Origin of the sequence: Verrucosispora sp. FIM060022 (assembly GCF_003977705.1) — a bacterium.
Lineage (GTDB): Bacteria > Actinomycetota > Actinomycetes > Mycobacteriales > Micromonosporaceae > Micromonospora > Micromonospora gifhornensis.
In genome coordinates this window covers 115,155-132,353 of sequence record NZ_RQIV01000001.1, presented here as the reverse complement: position 1 = coordinate 132,353, position 17,199 = coordinate 115,155, and the positions used below count along the sequence as shown (strand labels likewise).

Below are 17,199 nucleotides of genomic sequence, written 5' to 3'. Positions count from 1 at the left end.
CCCGCCACAGTCATGCCAGCCGATCACGCGTCAGCCACGGAGCATCTCCGCTACGAGGAAGGCCAGTTCCAGCGACTGCTGGGTGTTCAGGCGCGGGTCACAGGCGGTCTCGTAGCGGTCGGGCAGGTCGAGATCGGCGATGTTCTGGGCACCACCGAGGCACTCGGTGACATCTTCACCGGTCAGCTCGACGTGCAGGCCACCGGGGTGGGTCTCCAGGCTCCGGTGCACCTCGAAGTAGCCCAGCACCTCGTCGACGATCCGGTCGAAGTGGCGGGTCTTGTAGCCGTTGGACGACTCGTGGGTGTTGCCGTGCATCGGGTCGCACTGCCACACCACCTTCGCCCCGGCGGCGGTCACCTTGGCCACGATCGGCGGCAGCGCGTCGCGTACCTTGTGGTTGCCCATCCGGCTGATCAGGGTGAGCCGACCGGGGATGTTCTCCGGGTTCAGCTTCTCGCACAGCTCGATCGCCTCGTCCGGCGTGGTGGTCGGGCCGAGCTTGACCCCGATCGGGTTGGCGATGCGGGAGATGAAGTCGATGTGCGCGCCGTCGATCTGCCGGGTGCGCTCGCCGATCCACAGGAAGTGCCCGGACAGCCCGTACGCCCGGCGGTCGGAGACCCGGGTCAACGCCCGGTCGTACTCCAGCGCCAGGGCCTCGTGGGAGCAGTAGAGGGTGACCGTACGCAGCGCCTCGTCGTCGGTCATCCCGCAGGCCCGGATGAACGCCAGGGCCCGGTCGATCTCGCGGGCGATCGCCTCGTACCGCTCGCCGGCCGGGGAGTTGCGCACGAATCCCTTGTTCCAGTCGTGCACCGCGTGCAGGTCGGCCAGCCCACCGGCGAGGTAGGCGCGCAGCATGTTCATCGCGGCGGCGGAGTTCGCGTACGCCCGGATCATGCGCTGCGGGTCGGCGACCCGCGCCTCCGGGGTGGCCTCCAGCGAGTTGATCATGTCGCCGCGGTAGGCGGGCAGGCCCCGCGCGTCGGTCGGCAGCGACCGGGGCTTGGTGTACTGCCCGGCGACCCGGGCCACCTTCACCACCGGCAGCGACGCGCCGTAGGTGAGCACGATCGCCATCTGCAGCAGCGTGCGGGCGTTGGCCAGCAGATGACTCTCGGTGTTGTCGGCGAAGGTCTCCGCGCAGTCACCGCCCTGCAACAGGAACGCCTTGCCCTCGCAGACCAGCGCGAGACGCTGACGCAACTGGTCGACCTCGTACGGGGCGACCACCGACGGAACCCGGTCGAGGACCTTGCAGACCTCGGCGACCTGGGCCGGGTCCTCCCAGGGCGGGGTCTGGGCGCGGGGCAGTTCCCGCCAGCGGTCCAGACCGAGGGCCTCGTCCTCGGCGGAGTCGACGGTCGGACGGCTGGTCTGCAACACCGGGCTGCCCACCGCCGGATGACTCAACTGATGCCACTCATGGCGCATGACGAAAGCCTACGGCGGCCGACCGGGTGACCGACCAGTGAGGGGCCGGGTTCCGGCAGATGGACGACGCGGTGCGCTGCCGCAGGTCAGGGCGTCGGCGTCGGAGACGGACTGTGCCCACCGGGCCGCTCGCCCGAAATGCACCAGTCCAGCCCGTCGCGGGTGACCGTGAACAGCAGCGACCGGCTGGCCTCGCGCTTACCCACCGTGACGGTGACCACAGTGCTGACCTCCTGCCCGACCGGTCCCGGGCGGATGTCGACGATCTCGGTCTGCGTCACCGTGAAGTGGTCGGCGAAGTCGCCGTTCGGCCCGGTCGCCGCCGCGTCGAACGACTCGTGCAGCACCGTGCAGAGTTGGCTGCGGCCGGCCGCGACGTCCTTGGCGGTCATCGCGTCGAGGTACGCCTGCACCCGCTCGCGGGACTTCGCCAGGGCCTCGTCGGCCGGTGCCCGACCGGGCTGCTCCGCCGGCTCCTTGTCGCCGCCGATCAGTCCGCAGCCGACCAGCGTGAGTGACACGGTCGTGAGCACGACGAGGGCGGCGCTGCGCTGGTACACCCGCATCGCTACCTCCCCATCTACACATATCGCACCGTTCCGACCGGCGAGTCTGTCACACCCCGCCCTGATACAAGGAAGGGCCCCTTGTTATCGCCTTTTGCATAGGAAGGGCCCCCTGTTAACACGCGGCAAGATCGAGCTGCCGGAGTGTTAACAGGGGGCCCGTGCTCTACCGGAGGCGTTAACAGGGGGCCCTTCCTTACACCTAGCCGAGGCCGTTGCGGATGGCGCTGATCAGCTCTCCGTTGCTGGTGTCACCGGAGAGTTCCCAGAAGAAGGCGCCACCGAGGCCCTGGTTCTTCGCGTACGTCATCTTGCCGCCGATGGTCGACGGGGTGTCGTAGCTCCACCAGTTGCTGCCGCACTTGGCGTACGCCGTGCCACCGATGGTGCCGGTCGCCGGGCAGGTGTTCTTGAGGACCTTGTAGTCCTCGATGCCCTGCTCGTAGGTGCCCGGCGCGGGGCCGGTCGCGCTGCCGCCCGGCGCGGACTGGGTGACCCCGGTCCAGCCCCGACCGTAGAAGCCGACGCCGAGCAGCAGCTTGTTGGCCGGGATGCCCTTGCTCTTGAGCTTCTGGATGGCCGCGTCCGACCAGAAGCCCTGCTGCGGGATGCCGGAGTACGAGTAGAGCGGCGAGTGCGGGGCGGTGGGGCCCTGCGCGTTGAAGGCGCCGAAGTAGTCGTACGTCATCGGCATGATCCAGTTGAGGTGCGTGGCGGCACCGGCGTAGTCGGTCGCGTCGATCTTGCCACCGTTGCTGCCGTCGGCGGTGATCGCGGCGGTGACCAGCGCCGACGAGCCGAACCGGGTACGCAGCGCGCCGGCCACGTTCTTGAACGCGTTCGGGCCGCTGGCGTCACAGGTCAGACCGCAGGCGTTGGGGTACTCCCAGTCGATGTCGATGCCGTCGAAGACGTCCGCCCAGCGCGGGTCCTCGACCAGGTTGTAGCAGCTCTCGGCGAAGGCGGTCGGGTTCTGCGCGGCCTGGGTGAAGCCACCGGACCAGGTCCAGCCGCCGAACGACCAGATCACCTTGATGTGCGGGTACATCCGCTTGAGCTTGCGCAGCTGGTTGAAGGTGCCGCGCAGCGGCTGGTCCCAGGTGTCGGCGACGCCGTCGACGCTCTCCGCCGCGGTGTACGCCTTCTCGTAGTCGGCGTAGCTGTCACCGATGGTGCACCGACCGCCGGTGGTGTTGCCGAAGGCGTACAGGATGTGGGTCAGCTTGGACGCCGAGCCGCTGGTGTGGATGTTCTTGACGTGGTAGTTGCGGGCGTAGACGCCCCACTGGGCGAAGTAGCCGACCACCTTCTGTCCACCCGGCGGGGGCGGCGGCGTGGTCGGGGGCGGCGAGGTCGGCGGCGGCGGTGCGGTAGTGGTCGGCGGTGGTGGGCTCGTCGGGGGCGGGGTGCCACCGCCGCAGGCCGCGCCGTTGACGGTGCAGTTCAACGGCGCCCGGTACGCACCGGTGCCGTTGTAGCCCCAGCTGAAGGAGGCGCCGGGCGCGAGCGCGCCGGCCCAGCTCTTCTTGACCGCCACGTACCGGTTGCCGTTGCGGGTGACGTCGGCGTCCCAGGAGCTGCTGATGCTGGTGCCCGAGGGCAGCTCGAACTCGATGCGCCAGGTGCTGACGCTGGCGCTGGAACCGTTGGTGATGGTGACCCTCGTTTCGTGACCGGTCCCCCAGTCCTGCACCCGGGTGAACGAGGTGGTCACACTTCCGGCACCGAACGCCGTGGCCATCGGGACCGAGGCAACGGTCACCGCGACCACGGCGCCGACCCAGAGGGCCCGGCGGAGCGATCTCTTCATGTGGCGTCTCCAAACAGTTAGGAAACTTTCCAAAATGTTGATGAGACGCTACTCACACGACCCCACTTCGTCAAGATGTCGATGTATCGATTTGTCGGCTCGGGCGAAACCCGCGCCGCCCGCCGGGTCTTCGCCGGTGGATGGCCATTACCCGGCGGTAGACGGCGCGCCACCAACCGACGTTCGGCGATACCCTCACGCCATGTCCGTCTTCGACACCACGATCAACTCCCTCACCGGCGGCCCCGCCGATCTCGCGCAGTACCGCGGGCGCGCCCTGCTGGTGGTCAACGTCGCCTCCCGCTGCGGCCTCACCCCGCAGTACGCCGGCCTGCAGGCCCTTCAGGACGAGTACGCCGACCGCGGGCTGGTGGTACTCGGCGTCCCGTGCAACCAGTTCGCCGGCCAGGAACCCGGTAGCGCTGCGGAGATCAGCGAGTTCTGCCAGGTCAACTACGGCGTCACCTTCCCGCTGACGGAGAAGGTCGCGGTGAACGGCCCCGACCGTCATCCGCTCTACGCCGCCCTGGTGGACACCCCCGACGCCGACGGCCACACCGGTGACGTCCGTTGGAACTTCGAGAAGTTCCTGGTCGCCCCGGACGGGACCGTGGCCGCCCGCTTCGCCCCGACGGTCACCCCCGACGACCCCACGCTGCGCGCCACCGTGGAGAAGACCCTGCCCTGACCTCGCTGCCTGACTCACCGGCGACGGCGCCCGACGTTCCGGGTGCCGTCGCCTCCGCATGTCTGATCGGGTTCCGTCGCCTCCGCATGTCTGATCGGGTTCCGTCGCCTCCGCATGTCCATCGGGCGGAGATCACCCCGGATCGGCCGGAAGTGTCCGGCGGGCGAGTAGGTTCGACGGGAGAGCCGAGTCGATGGGAGTTGACGTGTCGGTCGTGGGGTTGATCGGAAGTGGACACATCGGAGGCACCGTCGCGCGGTTGGCGGTGGCGGCCGGGTACGAGGTGGTGCTGAGCAACTCGCGGGGGCCGGAGACGCTGTCCGACCTGGTTGACGAGTTGGGGCCGGGAGCGAGCGCGGGCACCGTCGACGCCGCGGCCCGCGCCGGTGACCTGGTGGTGGTCAGCATCCCGCTGAAGTCGTACCGGGCCGTGCCGGCGCAGCCGCTGGCCGGCAAGGTCGTCATCGACACCAACAACTACTACCCGCAGCGCGACGGCCAGATCCCCGAGCTGGACGAGGACACCGTCACCAGCAGTGAGCTGCTGCAACAGCACCTGCCCGAGGCTCGGGTGGTGAAGGTGTTCAACAACATCTTCTTCCGGCACCTGCTCGCCCTGGCCCGGCCCGCCGGCGCGGCGGACCGCAGTGCGCTGCCGATCGCCGGTGACGACGCCGAGGCCAAGGCCGTCGTCACCGCCTTCCTCGACCGAATCGGCTACGACGCGGTGGACGCCGGCACGCTGGCCGACAGCTGGCGGTTCCAGCCGGACACCCCGGCGTACGGCACCATCTACTCCGCCGACCCGGCCAACTGGGAGCAGGAGGCCCCCGGCGACGCCGACAAGGTACGTGCCGCACTGGCCAAGGCCGAACGGAGCTGACCGGACGCCGTCGGCGAGCGGGTCGGTTCTCCGCCGGCCCGCCCGGCCCGTGTCACGCGACGGCGGGGTCCGTGTGCGGGGCGGCGGTGGAGCGATCGTCGACTGCCGGCGTGGCGCTGTCCCGCGCCTCGCGGTCGACGGCTCGCAGCCCGTACCAGCCGATCGCGGCGACCAGGGCCACCTGGAGCAGGTAGTCGACGATGACGACGGCGCGACCGAACTGCGCCAGCGGGAGCGCCACGAAGAGCACCGCGTAGACCAGGGCGGCGATGGTCAGCGGCCGGGGCATGGTCCGCGCGATCAGCGCACCGACCAGGGCCAGGAGCATGCCCACGACGATCGCCAGCTGGCTGCCGATGATGGCCGGGATCACCCAGTCCAGCCGGTCGTTCAGCACGTCGAACAGGGCGCGTCCCTGCGCCTCGGGCAGCACGGCCGGGTCGGCCGCGTAGGCGAACGGGAGCACCTCCGCGGTGATCGTCAGCGCGAACACCACGCCACCGAGACCGACCAGGAACGCGCCGACCAGGTTCAGCAACCCGGCCCGGCCCCTGCCGAGCCGGACGATGAAGACCGCGGCGGCGACCCAGGACACCGCGTACGCCGGGCCGCCCAGGTAGAGGTTCATCGGCCAGTACGCGGAACCCAGTTCGCGAATGTCGTCGTACCGGATCGTGCCGTCGAACGGTGGCTCCCAGAGCATGAACACGGTCCGGCCGACCAGCGAGACGAGCAGCAGTACGAAGAGGGCGACGAGCGCGACGCGGCGCAGGTACGGGACGGACACGGTGCAAGCCTCCGTTGATCGAGTGATGGCTCACCGTGCCCCGAGGCCGCCGTCACGGGCATCGGCCTCAACACCTATCTTCAGCAATCCCCTGCTCAGGAGCGTTGTCGGGTGTGCTCCAGCCAGATCCGTGCCGCCTGCACCCGCCGGTTGGTGGTGCCGTCGGCCGTCAGGGCGAGCTTCATGAAGATCGCCCGCAGGTGTGCGTCGACCGTCCGCTCGGACACCACCAGTTGCGCCGCGATCCCGGCGTTGCTGGCCCCCTCGGCAAGCGCGGCGAGCACCTCCCGCTCCCGCGCCGTCAACCCACCGACCGCCGCCGACCCGACCTCCGGCACCACCCCGACCCCGCCCGATCCCTCGGCCGCGCCCGATGCCCCAGCCGCCGTGGGACCGGCGACCGCATCCGCCGCCCCGACCGGGCCCTCGGCTCCGGACGGCGTGTCGGCCGGCGGGAGGTGCGGGGCTCCGACGTGTGTCGGTGCGATCGTCGCCTCAACTCGTGGCGTCGTCTCCGGACCGACCGGTCCTGAGGGCGGCGGGGGCGTGAGGGTTCGGGCCAGCAGGCCCGTGCCGGCCCAGGCCGCGCCGCCGACGAGGACGGTCAGCGCCGAGACGAGCAGGGCTACCGTGGTCGGGCCGAGCGACGAGCCGGGAGCGGCCACGATCGTGCCGATGCCGGTGATGATCAGGGCCGCGGCGGTCAGACCGGCGATGCGGACCACGACGGTGACCTGACGAGGTTCGGCGGCACCCCGGGCGGCGGCGAGTGCGCAGCCGGCAGCGAACGCGGCGGCCCCCGAGAGCGCCACCAGGAAGGCCACCGAGCCCAGCGAGGGTTCGACGCCGCCGGGTGCCCGGGCGACGGCGAGGAGCAGACAGAAGGCGACGGTCAGCGGTGCCGCGGTGGTCGCCGCGGCGACGATGCCGAGCCGTGCCCGGACGGTCTCGTGCGAACCGAGGGCGGCTCGCCAGAGCGTCACCGGCAGCACGAGCAGCGCACCCATCCCCAGCAGGGTGGCGGTGGCGCCGACCGGCGCGAGCGCGGTACGCCACGACTCCCCGGCGATCGTCGGGAGCCCCGCGAACGGTTCGCTCGCCGTGGTCAGTACCGCGTTGACCAGTGTGACCGCGCCCAACGTGAGGCCCACGACCCGGTGCGTCCAGGGGGTGGCACCGCTGGTGCGGACGGCCGCCGAGGCGGTGAGCTGCATCAGCGCGAGCGGCGGGATCCAGGCCGAGTTCCACGCCGCGACAGTCACTGCGGCCCATGGCTGTCCGGCCGCGACTGCGGCCACCGCCAGGACGGTGAGCAGGAGGTAGGCGAGCAGGGACCCGGCCAACCCGGCGGCCAGCCGGCCCGCGGTGCGGTGGCCCGACCGACCCAGCCGGGCAGCCACGACGATGCTGACCGTCGCCGCCGCAGCCAGGGCCACAGCGCCGACCGGATCGCTCGCGTAGCCGCCGTGGCCGGCCGCTCCCAGGGCGGCGAGCGCGACCACACTCGCCCCCGCCGTGCTCGCGGCGACGACGGGCAGAACCTGTCGGGCCGGTGCAGGTCGGACGAGAGTGGTCGGGCGCGCCATACCCTACTGTTCTAGTCGCTCGCCGCCATCCGTACCGCGCGGCGCACCGGCGCGGTGGGCGCGCCACTCCGGGGCAAGCAGCGACCAGATCTCCAGGTCGGACCGCCCGTCCGGACCCGCAACCACCTCACGCAGTACGCCGTCGCGACGCATGCCGAGCCGACGGGCCACCGCGATGCTGCGGACGTTGCCGCTGAGGACACGCCACTCGACCCGGTGCAGGCCGCGCTCGTCGACCGCCCAGTCGATGAGCCGGCTGACCGCGTGGGTCACCAGCCCGCGTCCCTCGGCGGCCGGCTCCAGCCAGCAGCCCGCCTCGCAGACTCCCGTCCCGGCGTTCAGTGACACCAGCAGCACCCCACCGACAAGCGTCCCGTCGGACCAGATGCCCCAGATGCCGCCGTCGTCGCGGGCCCACCGGTCGGCGTAACGCTGCAGCACGAGCCGTGCCCCGTCCAGGTCGGTGGCCACGAAGGCCGGCGACACCCAGGGCGTCATGTTCTTCCGGGCCCGGTCCAGGTTGGCCAGGAACTCCTCCGCGTGCCACGGATTGAGCGGACGCAGCTCGGCATCGGCGGTCAACCGTACGGCGAACATTCAGTGCCCTCCTCCGTTGGTCAGCATGATCCACGCCCACCGTAGCGAGTGTCGCCATCGGATCGACGCGGTCTCCACATCGAACTACGGTCCGGCGCGGAGTTCAGTGGAGATCAGAGAGGGCGGCGGCCGGCGAAGCCGCAGTCGGCGCGGTGGTACCAGCGCACGTCGGCGTCCCCTTCCAGCCAGCACCAGAGCACCTGTCGGCCCTCGCGTTCGCCGGGGAAGTCGAGCAGCACCGGCGCGACGCTCTTGATCTCGATGCCGTGCTGCCCGATCTCGTCGCAGATCGCGTGCAGGCGCGCTTCCAGTCCCTTGAGCTCGGGCCGTCCGCCGAGTGCGCTGAGCCCGTGGTTGGCCAGATCGACCTGCAACTCGGTCAGGTCGGCGCGGACCCGGATCAGCTCGTCGATCCGAGGTTGCAGGGTGGCCACCAGGTGCCGGGCCTGAGCGAGAGTGAACACCGCGCCAGTATGCGTCACCCGGACATTCCTCGGGTACCGGCTCGGGGCCGCCCGAGCGGTGATCGACTCCGTTGCGCCGATGTGGCGGCATCACCGGCCCGGGAATACCGCCACATCGGCGCAACGGAGTGGATCATGAGTTGGTTGCGGCGGGGTTTACTCGGCCTGGGCGGCGAGTTCGCGGGCCCGGTCGCGGGCCGCTTCCAGGGCGGCCAGCAGTGCCGCGCGTACGCCGTGATTCTCCAGCTCGCGGACGGCGGAGATGGTGGTGCCGGCGGGCGAGGTGACCGCCTCGCGCAGCTTCACCGGGTGTTCGCCGGAGTCGCGCAGCATCACCGCCGAGCCGATCGCGGTCTGCACGATCAGGTCGTGCGCCACCTGGCGAGGCAGGCCGAGCAGGATGCCGGCGTCGGTCATCGCCTCGACCAGCAGGTAGAAGTAGGCCGGACCGGAGCCGGACAGGGCGGTCACCGCGTCCTGCTGGCTCTCCGGCACGCGGATGGTGGAGCCGAGTGGCTTGAACATCTCCTCGGCCAGCGCCAGGTGTTCCCCGGTGGCGTGCGCGCCGGCGGAGATGGCGGTCATCGCCTCGTCCACCAGGGCGGGGGTGTTGGTCATGACCCGTACGACCGGGGTGCCCTCGGGCAGCCGGCGGCTGAAGAAGCTGCTGGGCAGGCCGGCGCAGAGGGAGATGACCAGCTTGCCGCCGGGCACCTTCGGCCCTATCTCGTCAAGCAGTACCGCCGCGTCCTGCGGCTTGACCGACACGGCCAGCACGTCGGCCTCGTCGACCGCGGTGAGATTGTCCACCACCCGTACGCCGTAGCGGGCGGTCAACTCCTCGGCGCGGGCCGGGCGGCGGGCGGTGGCCAGCAGGCGGTCCACCGGCCAGCCCGAGCGCAGCAGCCCGGACAGCATCAACTCGCCGATCTTGCCCGCGCCGATCACCGCGACGGTGCGCACTCCGGCTGACACCTGACGTACCCCCTCTGGGAAGCGGCGTCGCGGCGGACCGGGCGGCCCGCCGCGACGTCGGAACCACGATCAGCTGCCGAAGAAGACCTCGGCCTCGGCGTAGCGCTCCAGCGGGACGGTCTTGAGCTCCCGGGTGGCGTCGGCGAGCGGGACGCGGACGATGTCGGTGCTCTGCATCGCGACCATCTTGCCCCAGTCGCCCTCGTGCGCGGCGTCGATGGCCTGCAGGCCGAGCCGGGTGGCCAGCACCCGGTCGAACGCGGTCGGGGTACCGCCGCGCTGGATGTGCCCGAGCACGACGGTACGGGCCTCCTTGCCGGTCTTGGCCTCCAGTTGCTCGGCCAGCCACTGGCCGATGCCACCGAGCCGGACGTGGCCGAACGCGTCCAGTTCCTGGTTCTGCAGGACCATCTGGCCCTCCAGCGGCTGGGCGCCCTCGGCGACCACGACGATCGGCGCGTACTGGTGCTGGAAGCGCTTCTCGACGTAGCCGGCCACCTGCTCGACGTCGAAGGCCCGCTCCGGCAGCAGGATCACGTTCGCGCCGCCGGCCAGGCCGGCGTGCAGCGCGATCCAGCCGGCGTGCCGGCCCATCACCTCGACCACCAGGGTGCGGTGGTGGCTCTCGGCGGTGGTGTGCAGCCGGTCGATGGCCTCCATCGCGATGTTGACCGCGGTGTCGAAGCCGAAGGTGTAGTCGGTGGCGCCGAGGTCGTTGTCGATGGTCTTCGGCACGCCGATGACGTGGACGCCCAGCTCGTGCAGCTTGGTGGCGACACCGAGGGTGTCCTCACCGCCGATGGCGATCAACGCGTCGACGCCCTGGGCGGCCAGGTTCTCCTTGATCCGCTCGACGCCGTTCTCGATCTTGAAGGGGTTGGTCCGCGAGGAGCCGAGGATGGTGCCGCCGCGCGGCAGGATCCCCCGGACCTCCGCGATGCCCAGCGGGCGGGACAGACCCTCCAGCGGGCCCTTCCAACCGTCCCGGAAACCCACGAACTCATGGCCGTAGCTGGCGACGCCCTTACGGACCACCGCCCGGATGACCGCGTTGAGACCGGGGCAGTCGCCGCCGCCGGTGAGCACGCCGATACGCATGATCGCTCATCCTCCTGGGAGCATCTGGTCAAGCCCGATCAAGCCCCAGGATATGCGTCACGTCAGACCTTCGGCGCCGTTGCCGGCCCGGGGCGGGCCGTCACTGCGACTGTAGTCGCCGCTGGTCCGACCGGACACCGCGACCCGCTACCGCTCAGTAGCGTGATCACGAGGTGCACCGGCCGCGACCGACGCACCGCCCGGCGCGAACACCGACGCACCAGGTGGCGCGGATCCGGCACCACCGAGCAGATCCTGTCGACGGCCGGTGCGCTCCCAGCAGCGGGCTGCGGTGACGTGCACGGCGATCAGCATCAGGCCGGGCGTGGCCGGCCCGTCCGGGAACCAGGTCGCCAGTTCCGGACGCCAGAGCTGCGCTGCCCGGGTCGGGTCGTGGTCGTCGCGCGCGGTGCCGGAGAGCGACACCAGGACCTGATCCTCCGGGTCGGCGAAGCTCACCTCGACCTCCGGGTTGACCCGCAGCTGACGCACCGTCGCCGACCGGGCGTACCCGAAGAACCACAGCTCGCCGTCGAACGCCGCCCGTTGCAGGAGCATCGGGCGGCCCACCAGCCGACCGTCGAGCGAGATGGTGGTGAGCGTGCAACTGCCCGCCGCCCGGATCAGCTCGGTGATCCGCTCCCGGGCCGCGCCGACGGCCATCGCCTCGTCAGTCATGCTGGCGCTCGCTCATGGCGGTGCTCCCTCACGTCGACCCCCGTCAGGCCGAACCGGTGCCCCGGACGGAACCAGCCAAACCTACGACCCGGTCATCGCCCGCCACCGGGCCAGGTTGTGCCGGGCGTCGACCAGGGCGTCGTGCCGCGCCGAGTCGGCGTTCGGCAGCCGCGGGCGACCCCGGTCGTCCCACAGCTGTCGCAGGTCCTTGGTGAACCGGGGGATCTCCCGGGGCAGCGCCGGCATGGCACCCCAGAGCTGGGCCAGCGCCACGTGGTCGTACGCGGCGTACCAGGCCCACAGCTCCAACTCCTCGCCGTTGCCGGCGCGCAGCGGCTCGACGAGGAAGTCGTACAACTCGTCGCGGATGCGCTCGCGGGAACGCCAGGCCCGATCCGCCGGCGAGGGCAGTTTGTCCAGGACGTTGCGGCGGACCCAGGGCACGGCTCGGGACGCGTCGAACTCGGTGGAGACCGCGTAGAACTCGCGGCCGTACTCGTCGACCATGCCGATCGACACCAGTTCGACCGTGCGGCCGTCCTCGATGAATTCGCAGTCGTAGAAATAGCGGTAGACCATCCCCGCCATCCTCGCCGACGCCCGAACCGCGCTGACGAGCGGGGCGAGACACCGGGAGCGCTTCCACGCCACCCGCAACGGTGACATCGCAGCTGAAGCTGTCACACAAGCGACTTGAGGGGTGTACACCACGCGACCGGACCGTCATGATCTGATGTGTACCGCTGCCGGACGCCGATCGGGTGTCAGTCCGCCTTGTCAGGGCCGCCAGGCTCACCCGGTGAGCGAGTTGGGTCCTTGACCGGGGAGGGGTGGGGCCGTGGAGATGCGCCTGCCAGAGCCGGGCGACGCTCTCACCGGTGTGGAGATGTTCGCCGGGCTGGAACCCGAGGTACGCCAGCGTGTGATCGCCGCCGCGGTGCCCCGGACATATCGCAAGGGTCAGTTGCTGTTCGTGGAGAACGACCCGGGCGAGTCGCTGATCGTGCTGCGCAGGGGTGCGGTGGCGGTGTTCCGCACCGCGCCGACCGGCGAACGGGCCGTGTTGTCGGTGATCCGACCACCGGACGTGCTCGGTGAGGTCTCGCTGCTGGACGCCTCCACCCGGTCCGCCTCGGCCGAGGCGATCGAGGACTGCACCGCCCTGGCCCTGTCCCGGGGCGCCTTCATGGAGTTGGTGCACTCGAACCCGCGCATCCTCGACGCGGTGATGCGGTCCCTCGGCGCGCTCATCCGCCGGCTGACCGAGCAGAACGCCGACCATGTCTTCCTCGACCTGCCCGGCCGGGTCGCCAAGACGTTGGTGCGGCTCGCCGGCGAGAGCCAGGCCCCGATGATCACCATCGAGCTGAACCAGAGCCAGCTCGCGGAGATGGCCGGCGGTTCCCGGCAGAGCGTCAACCAGGCGATCGGATCGTTCGCCAACCGGGGCTGGCTGCGTACCGAGGGCCGCCGGATCGTGGTCACCGACGTGCCGGCGCTGCGCCGCCGCGCCGGCATGAGCGACCGCTGACCGGCAGCCGCGCGCACTGATCACCGAAGCCGGAACACGAAGGCGGCGCCGGGAACAGGTCCCGACGCCGCCCGTGTGTCAGCTCGGTCAGGGCTTGGTGCTCCCGGGCCCGGCCCAGTCGGTGCCGCCCGGCCCGGCCCAGTCCGTGCCGTCCTTGCCCTTGCCCGGCACCTCACCGACGATGCCCTGGGCCTGAAGCTGAGCGAGGGTCGCGGCGTCCACATCCACCGTGTCCCCGGCCAAGTGGGTGACGCCGTTACCGTCGGTCCAGTCGCTGCTCAACATGACGTACACCATGAGGCTGTCCCCCCTCTGATAACGATCAACGAATCGGTTGCCTGAATCTAGCCGTTGCGCCACGGAGCGCACTGCCCGGTGGAGTGTCCACAAGCCAACAGCCCGGTACCCGACACTGGGCTGGGCAGCGATACTCGGTCGTGCGCCCCGCGTCGGGGCTCACCAGTGGAGGGTGTCATCGCCACTCAGTGTGATCGCTGTGGACGCACCGCCGCCGACGGTGACCGCTTCTGCGGTGGCTGCGGCGCGGAGCTCGGTGCCGTCTGCCCGCACTGCCTGCGCCCACTCGCGCCCGACGTGGCGTTCTGCACCTCCTGCGGGGCGCCCCGGGCCGGCAACGATCGTGCCCCGGCGATCCCGCAGGAGGACCGCCGCCGGGTCAGCGTGCTCTTCGTCGACCTGATCGACTTCACCCCGTACGTCGAGCGGGCCGACCCGGAGCTGGTCCGGGGCATGCAGACCGGGTTCTTCTCCGCCGCCCGGCGAGTGGTCGGCCAGTACGGCGGAGTGGTGGAGAAGTACATCGGCGACGCGGTGATGGCGCTGTTCGGCGCGCCGGTGGCCACCGAGACCGACGCGCTGCGGTGCGTCCGGGCCGGCCTGGAGTTGCAACGGGTGCTCACCCGTTTCACGCCCACCGGCACCGACGGGCTGCGCTTCCGGGTGGGGGTGGCCACCGGCGAGGCGCTTGTCGACGTGGCCGCCGCCCGCGACGGTGGGCAGGCGATCGTGGCCGGCGACGTGGTCAACACCGCCTCCCGGTTGCAGTCCGTGGCACCGCCGGGCGGGGTGCTGGTCGACGGCACCACGCACGCGCTGACCCGCGACACCATCCGCTACGCGGAGCAGCCGCCGGTCACCCTGCGCGGGCGCAGCGCACCGACCGAGGTGTGGCTGGCCCTGGCCGCGGTACGCCAGCAGCCCGCCGACCGGGAACCGGACGCCACCCCGCTTATCGACCGCGAACATGAGCTGGGCATGCTGGTCAACGCGCTGCACCGCAGTCTGCGCGACCGCCGACCCCAGGTGGTGACCGTCTTCGGACGGGCCGGCATCGGCAAGAGCCGGCTGGTCCGGGAGCTGCACCGGCACACCGACCGACTGGTGGACGAGCCGTTGACCTGGCGGATCGGGCGCTGCCCACCGTTCGGCGAGAACGTCACGTTCGCCGCGCTGGCCGACATCGTCAAGGCCGAGGCGGGCATCCTCGACACCGACCCGGCCGGGACCGCCGCGCAGCGGCTCGCCGCGGCCGTCGGCGAGCTGGTCGGCCCCGGCGAGCGAGACCGGGTAGCGGACGCGCTGCGCCCGCTGGTCGGCCTGGCGGGCACCCCGCTGCCGGCCGAGGAGGCGGAGTCGGCGTGGCGGCGGTTCCTGTTGGCGCTGGCCGCCCGCCGTCCCACCGTGCTGGTCTTCGAGGATCTGCACTGGGCCGACGACGCGATGCTGCGCTTCGTGGAACTGCTCGGCGCGGCGGCCCGGGACGTGCCGCTGCTGCTACTCTGCACCGCCCGTCCCGAGCTGGTCGACCGGGACCCGAGCTGGGCGGGGACGATCACCGGCTCGGTGACGATCACCCTGCCGCCGTTGCGCGACACCGGCATCGCCGCGTTGTACGCGCACATGTTCGGCCAGGCCGCCTTCTCCGCCGACCTGCTCACCCCGCTGATCGAGGTGGCCGGCGGCAACCCGCTCTACGCCCACGAGTACGTCCGGATGCTGATCGAGCAGGGCGCGTTGCGCCAGTCGGGGCGGGGCTGGTCGCTGGAGAAGCACCTCGACCTGCCGATGCCGGAGAGCGTGCACGCGGTCATCGCCAACCGGGTCGACCTGCTCGACGCGAAGGAACGGGCGGTGCTGCTGGCGGCGGCCGTGGTCGGGGTGCAGTTCTGGCCGGGCGCGGTGGCGGCGGCGGTCGGCCAGTCGGTCGAGGCGGTCGAGCGGGCCCTGCGCCGGCTGGAGCAGCGGGACTTCGTGCACGAGCAGGGTGCGTCCACCATGGCCGGCCAGCCGGAGTACCGGTTCCGGCACGTGCTGGTGCGCGACGTCTGTTACCAGCGGTTGCCGCGTACCGAGCGGGTGGCCCGGCACGAGCGCACGGCGGACTGGCTGGACACGCTGTCGCAGAGCCGGGACACCGACCTGGCCGAGGTGCTGGCTCATCATCGCTGGGCGGCGCACGAGATCGCCCGGTCGCTGGGCATGGACACCACCCGGTACGCCGGCCCGGCACGGGCCGCGCTGCACCGGGCGGCCCGCCGGGCGTACGCCCTGCACGGGTTGGACGCCGCCGCCGGGCACGCGGGCCGGGCACTCGGGCTGGCCGACGACTCCGACCCGGTGGGCCGGCTCCAGCTGGAGCTGCTGAGCACGGAGATCTCGTTCTACCGCGACGGCAACGCGTTCCTCTCCGGTGGTGGGCCCGAGCAGGTGCAGACGCTGGCCGACCGACTGCTGGCGCACGGCGACGAGGCGTGCGCGGCGCGGGCCTGGACGCTGCTGGGTCAGGCGGCGTGGCTGCGCGCCGACCGGCAGGCCGCGCTGGCCTGCCTGGACCACGCCGTACGGCTGTTCGAGCCGCTGCCGGACAGCGCCCAGAAGGCGGACGCCTACGCCGAGCTGGGTCGGCTGCACATGCTCAACTACGAGCGGGACGCGGCGGTGACAGCCGCCGACACCGCGGCCGAGATCGGCGAGCGGCTCGGGTTGACCGAGATCCGCACCAACGCCCGGATCACCGCCGCCACCGCCCGCTACCAGGCCGGCGACCGCTCCGGCCTGGACGAGTTGTACGCCATCGTCGAGTTCAGCCGGGGCCGGCAGCTGCTGGCGCTGCCCCGGGCCACCCAGAACCTCGCGTACGCGGTGCGGGAGGAGGGCGACTGGCTGCGCTCCGACGCGCTGCTCTCGGCCGCCCCGGCCCGTACCGCGAGCGGGCAGACGCTGACCACCAGCTACTCGGGCGAGGCGATGCGGGCCTGGTTCGAGGGCGATTTCGGTCGGCTGCTCGCCGCCGCCGAGGCGTTCGTGGACACCCCGACCGGCAGCTGGGACATGCAGGTCCGTGGGCTGCGGTCGTGCCTGCTGGTACTGCGTGGCCAGCCGGTGCCGCCGGCCGCCACGCCGCAGGCGCAGACGCAGCGGGCTGCCGGTGCCGCAGCCTCAGCGTCCGACGTCGCCGACCCCACACCGCTCTCGGCGGGACAGCCCTCGCCACCGTACGACGATGTGGCGGCCGCGCTGGACACCGCCCGGCGCAGCGGCTTCCACCGGCTGCACTGGACGATGCTGGCGATGGGCGCACTGTGCCGGGCGGTGCAGGGGCGCACCGCCGAAGCCGCCGCCCTGGTCGACGAGCTGGCCGAGGCGTGGACGAAGATCCCGGCGTTGGCCAGCGGCGAGTGGATCGCCGCGGTCGGTTGGGCGGCCACCCTCGCCGGTCGCCGGTCCGCCGCCCGGGTACGCGCCATGCTCGACCAGGTCGGTCACCGTACGCCCTGGTCGGAGGCGGCGTTGCGGACCGTGACGGCCGCTCTGACCGGTGCCGACGGCGACCACCGGCACGCCGCCGAGCTGCACCTGGCCGCCGCCGAGATCTACGCCGGCATCCCCGACGTCACCGACCGCATGTTGTCGCTGACCTTCGCGATACGGGAGTTGACGGCGGGCGACGATCCGGCCGCGGCCGGCCCGCTGTTGAGCGAGCTACGCGCCTTCGCCCACCGCAACGCCGCACCGGGCCTGCTCGCCCTGGCCCACCCCCCGGTCGGCGCGCAGCCGCTCGCCAGCTGACCGGGCTGCC

Annotated in this window: 16 protein-coding genes; 4 read left to right on the top strand and 12 right to left on the bottom strand. The window is 71.6% G+C overall.

Features of this window, described 5'->3' with window-relative positions; genetic code table 11:
- Positions 1-30 precede the first annotated feature (30 nt).
- The 3 genes from EG812_RS00585 to EG812_RS00575 form a co-directional block, all read right to left on the bottom strand.
- Positions 31-1,437, bottom strand: a complete 1,407-nt coding sequence (locus EG812_RS00585; RefSeq protein ID WP_126710446.1) for a class II 3-deoxy-7-phosphoheptulonate synthase — start codon at positions 1,435-1,437, stop codon at positions 31-33.
- An 86-nt stretch (positions 1,438-1,523) separates the two neighbouring features.
- The gene (locus EG812_RS00580; RefSeq protein ID WP_013735124.1) at positions 1,524-2,003 is read right to left on the bottom strand and encodes a hypothetical protein; all 480 of its coding nucleotides are present in this window, start codon (positions 2,001-2,003) and stop codon (positions 1,524-1,526) included.
- Positions 2,004-2,205: 202 nt separating this feature from the next.
- Positions 2,206-3,813 carry a glycosyl hydrolase family 18 protein gene (locus tag EG812_RS00575; protein WP_013735125.1) on the bottom strand — a complete coding sequence of 536 codons (1,608 nt, stop codon included), beginning with the start codon at positions 3,811-3,813 and terminating at the stop codon, positions 2,206-2,208.
- Positions 3,814-4,015: 202 nt separating this feature from the next.
- On the opposite strand from EG812_RS00575, the gene EG812_RS00570 reads away from it, so the two are divergent.
- A complete protein-coding gene (locus EG812_RS00570; protein WP_013735126.1) occupies positions 4,016-4,501 on the top strand; it encodes a glutathione peroxidase in 486 nt (161 codons plus the stop codon).
- Positions 4,502-4,694: 193 nt separating this feature from the next.
- Positions 4,695-5,384: an NADPH-dependent F420 reductase gene (locus EG812_RS00565; RefSeq protein WP_223165716.1), complete on the top strand. Its 690-nt coding sequence runs from the start codon at positions 4,695-4,697 to the stop codon at positions 5,382-5,384.
- A gap of 52 nt (positions 5,385-5,436) precedes the next feature.
- Here EG812_RS00565 and EG812_RS00560 read toward each other — a convergent pair whose 3' ends face one another.
- The 8 genes from EG812_RS00560 to EG812_RS00520 form a co-directional block, all read right to left on the bottom strand.
- Positions 5,437-6,171, bottom strand: coding sequence for a hypothetical protein (locus EG812_RS00560; protein ID WP_013735128.1), 735 nt, complete (start codon positions 6,169-6,171; stop codon positions 5,437-5,439).
- A gap of 95 nt (positions 6,172-6,266) precedes the next feature.
- The gene (locus tag EG812_RS29410; RefSeq protein WP_232510844.1) at positions 6,267-7,757 is read right to left on the bottom strand and encodes a helix-turn-helix transcriptional regulator; all 1,491 of its coding nucleotides are present in this window, start codon (positions 7,755-7,757) and stop codon (positions 6,267-6,269) included.
- Between the two features lie 3 nt (positions 7,758-7,760).
- Positions 7,761-8,354, bottom strand: coding sequence for a GNAT family N-acetyltransferase (locus tag EG812_RS00545; protein WP_013735130.1), 594 nt, complete (start codon positions 8,352-8,354; stop codon positions 7,761-7,763).
- 113 nt (positions 8,355-8,467) lie between these two features.
- Positions 8,468-8,818 carry a DUF2203 domain-containing protein gene (locus EG812_RS00540; RefSeq protein WP_043721551.1) on the bottom strand — a complete coding sequence of 117 codons (351 nt, stop codon included), beginning with the start codon at positions 8,816-8,818 and terminating at the stop codon, positions 8,468-8,470.
- Positions 8,819-8,974: 156 nt separating this feature from the next.
- A complete protein-coding gene (proC, locus tag EG812_RS00535) occupies positions 8,975-9,793 on the bottom strand; it encodes a pyrroline-5-carboxylate reductase (protein WP_043721554.1) in 819 nt (272 codons plus the stop codon).
- A 69-nt stretch (positions 9,794-9,862) separates the two neighbouring features.
- The gene (locus EG812_RS00530) at positions 9,863-10,891 is read right to left on the bottom strand and encodes a 6-phosphofructokinase (RefSeq protein WP_013735133.1); all 1,029 of its coding nucleotides are present in this window, start codon (positions 10,889-10,891) and stop codon (positions 9,863-9,865) included.
- 147 nt (positions 10,892-11,038) lie between these two features.
- The gene (locus EG812_RS00525) at positions 11,039-11,569 is read right to left on the bottom strand and encodes a pyridoxamine 5'-phosphate oxidase family protein (protein WP_013735134.1); all 531 of its coding nucleotides are present in this window, start codon (positions 11,567-11,569) and stop codon (positions 11,039-11,041) included.
- Positions 11,570-11,650: 81 nt separating this feature from the next.
- Positions 11,651-12,148, bottom strand: a complete 498-nt coding sequence (locus EG812_RS00520; RefSeq protein WP_013735135.1) for a polyadenylate-specific 3'-exoribonuclease AS — start codon at positions 12,146-12,148, stop codon at positions 11,651-11,653.
- Between the two features lie 259 nt (positions 12,149-12,407).
- Here EG812_RS00520 and EG812_RS00515 point away from each other — a divergent pair, with 259 nt between their 5' ends.
- The gene (locus EG812_RS00515) at positions 12,408-13,100 is read left to right on the top strand and encodes a Crp/Fnr family transcriptional regulator (protein WP_013735136.1); all 693 of its coding nucleotides are present in this window, start codon (positions 12,408-12,410) and stop codon (positions 13,098-13,100) included.
- 87 nt (positions 13,101-13,187) lie between these two features.
- Here the strand turns inward: EG812_RS00515 and EG812_RS00510 are convergent, their stop codons facing one another.
- The gene (locus EG812_RS00510) at positions 13,188-13,385 is read right to left on the bottom strand and encodes a hypothetical protein (RefSeq protein ID WP_162097625.1); all 198 of its coding nucleotides are present in this window, start codon (positions 13,383-13,385) and stop codon (positions 13,188-13,190) included.
- Between the two features lie 177 nt (positions 13,386-13,562).
- Here EG812_RS00510 and EG812_RS00505 point away from each other — a divergent pair, with 177 nt between their 5' ends.
- On the top strand, positions 13,563-17,189 hold the full coding sequence (locus EG812_RS00505; RefSeq protein WP_013735138.1) for an ATP-binding protein: 3,627 nt from the start codon (positions 13,563-13,565) through the stop codon (positions 17,187-17,189).
- Positions 17,190-17,199: the final 10 nt, after the last annotated feature.

Excerpts from the sequence above, each read along its gene's own strand:
- EG812_RS00510 (WP_162097625.1), bottom strand. The coding sequence starts at position 13,385 with ATGTTGAGCAGCGACTGGACCGACGGTAACGGCGTCACCCACTTGGCC.
- EG812_RS00565 (WP_223165716.1), top strand. The coding sequence starts at position 4,695 with ATGGGAGTTGACGTGTCGGTCGTGGGGTTGATCGGAAGTGGACACATC.
- EG812_RS00525 (WP_013735134.1), bottom strand. The coding sequence starts at position 11,569 with ATGACTGACGAGGCGATGGCCGTCGGCGCGGCCCGGGAGCGGATCACC.
- EG812_RS29410 (WP_232510844.1), bottom strand. The coding sequence starts at position 7,757 with ATGGCGCGCCCGACCACTCTCGTCCGACCTGCACCGGCCCGACAGGTT.
- EG812_RS00570 (WP_013735126.1), top strand. The coding sequence starts at position 4,016 with ATGTCCGTCTTCGACACCACGATCAACTCCCTCACCGGCGGCCCCGCC.
- EG812_RS00520 (WP_013735135.1), bottom strand. The coding sequence starts at position 12,148 with ATGGTCTACCGCTATTTCTACGACTGCGAATTCATCGAGGACGGCCGC.
- EG812_RS00530 (WP_013735133.1), bottom strand. The coding sequence starts at position 10,891 with ATGCGTATCGGCGTGCTCACCGGCGGCGGCGACTGCCCCGGTCTCAAC.
- EG812_RS00580 (WP_013735124.1), bottom strand. The coding sequence starts at position 2,003 with ATGCGGGTGTACCAGCGCAGCGCCGCCCTCGTCGTGCTCACGACCGTG.
- EG812_RS00545 (WP_013735130.1), bottom strand. The coding sequence starts at position 8,354 with ATGTTCGCCGTACGGTTGACCGCCGATGCCGAGCTGCGTCCGCTCAAT.
- EG812_RS00585 (WP_126710446.1), bottom strand. The coding sequence starts at position 1,437 with ATGCGCCATGAGTGGCATCAGTTGAGTCATCCGGCGGTGGGCAGCCCG.
- EG812_RS00575 (WP_013735125.1), bottom strand. The coding sequence starts at position 3,813 with ATGAAGAGATCGCTCCGCCGGGCCCTCTGGGTCGGCGCCGTGGTCGCG.